The 1,568-nt window shown below is 50.3% G+C and carries 1 protein-coding gene and 3 pseudogenes; 3 read left to right on the forward strand and 1 reads right to left on the reverse strand.

Features of this window, described 5'->3' with window-relative positions; genetic code table 11:
* From BBW68_RS20410 to infA, 3 genes and pseudogenes are all read left to right on the forward strand, one after another.
* A pseudogene (locus BBW68_RS20410) lies at positions 1–140 on the forward strand (IS91 family transposase); the annotation flags it as partial.
* A gap of 227 nt (positions 141–367) precedes the next feature.
* Positions 368–694 (forward strand): annotated as a pseudogene (locus BBW68_RS15270) (heme ABC transporter ATP-binding protein/permease CydC); the annotation flags it as partial.
* A gap of 103 nt (positions 695–797) precedes the next feature.
* Positions 798–1,016: a translation initiation factor IF-1 gene (infA, locus tag BBW68_RS00635; RefSeq protein ID WP_070133576.1), complete on the forward strand. Its 219-nt coding sequence runs from the start codon at positions 798–800 to the stop codon at positions 1,014–1,016.
* A gap of 233 nt (positions 1,017–1,249) precedes the next feature.
* Here infA and BBW68_RS00640 read toward each other — a convergent pair.
* Positions 1,250–1,568 (reverse strand): annotated as a pseudogene (locus tag BBW68_RS00640) (ISL3 family transposase); the annotation flags it as partial.

Consider the following 1,568-nt stretch of genomic DNA (forward strand, 5'->3'; position numbering starts at 1 on the left):
TGACGCCGCAGAAAAAGCCGGAGAAGCCGGGATTTGCGGTGCTGATGAAGGGCTTCCTGGGTACCGACCCGTACCAGTGCATCCTGTGCAAGGGCCGACTGCGTTTTGCCGGCGCTCAGGCAGGAACGCAGGCGATGGCATGACTGTCGGAAAGGTTGCGTGGAATGGAGAAAAAGCGATGGTTGCGGATGCCTGAGCCGGATTAGTGTGCCTGAAAAATGGCTTTCCGGTCAAAAACACGACAAAAACTGCATTTTCATACTTAAACCTACGCACGAGCGCCGCATCAAAGGGATAGTTCGTTCTGACATTCATGGTTGGGCGCTCTCAGAAGAGGCGATTCAATCTCCTAACCATGAACGCCTAGCTCGGTGAAGGCGACCGTCAGCTGTCCGGTAGTGAACTGCGCCGCCTAAGACTGGCGCGTGCGCTGCTGTACGGCGGCGATCTGATGCTGCTGGATGAGCCGACCTAAGGGCTGGATGCGGAAACTGAACAGCAGATCCTCGCGCTCCTGCGCCAAGTGGCGCAAAATAAAACGCTCATTATAGTCATCCACCGCCTGCGCGGCCTAGCACATTTTAACCAAATTTGCGTTATGGACAGCAGCGAAATCATCGAACAGGGAAATCATGCCGAATTAGTCGCAAAACAGGGTTGCTACTGGACTTTTCTGCAGTGCTTTGCGCTTTAGAGGGGTTGATGCGGGTGAATTCATCCACAATTCTTTACTTAATACGTAAAATTCGGCATTATCTTGCCGGTTTAAAACTAAGGTAGTCCACCTAGAGGATTCGATGGCCAAAGAAGACAATATTGAAATGCAGGGTACCGTACTCGATACGTTACCTAACACCATGTTTCGCGTTGAATTGGAAAACGGTCACGTGGTTACCGCTCATATCTCCGGTAAAATGCGTAAAAACTATATCCGCATCCTGACGGGCGACAAAGTCACTGTAGAGCTGACCCCTTACGACCTGAGCAGAGGTCGCATTGTCTTCCGTAGTCGCTAATTTGCCCCGTGCTGCCGCGTTAACGCTTGCAGCACTGATAATCCAAACCGGACTGCTCTCAGTCCGGTTTTTATGCTCCAAATATATTTATTTTGCTGACTAAAGTGCTCGTCGCGCATACTGATAATTCAGAATATTCCTAAATCAGGTTGAATCAATCAGTCCGGATGACTCTTATGGTGGCAATAACAATGAAAAAAAAACGCTTCACGCTTTCCCGCTTAAACCGCTGGTACTACACCGTTACTCCATTTGCTGGTTATGGGCTCCACATATTGCTGCTGTATCACCTTCCATCCCGGCTGCAACACGCTGAAGCTTAACTGGTCCGCTTTCGCTGACATGAGTGAACCACCTGCTTAGCTGTGGCTTGTTTTTGGTTTTCAGGAGCCGGTAGAAGTCCAGTGCCAGTTGTTGTGCTGTTTTCAGCTGCGGTTCTTTTTCACACAGCAGCCCGATGAAGCGGGAAGCATAATTATCTTCGCCCCTTATTATTCGTAAGGGCATTAACCAACGACTCACGCGCGAAGCTGACGGAAGACGGGCTGGCGC

It is taken from the genome of Candidatus Erwinia dacicola, assembly GCF_001756855.1.
GTDB lineage: Bacteria > Pseudomonadota > Gammaproteobacteria > Enterobacterales > Enterobacteriaceae > Erwinia > Erwinia dacicola.

Bases quoted from the DNA above. Each gene is read 5' to 3' on its own strand.
- infA (WP_070133576.1), top strand. From the start codon at position 798: ATGGCCAAAGAAGACAATATTGAAATGCAGGGTACCGTACTCGATACG.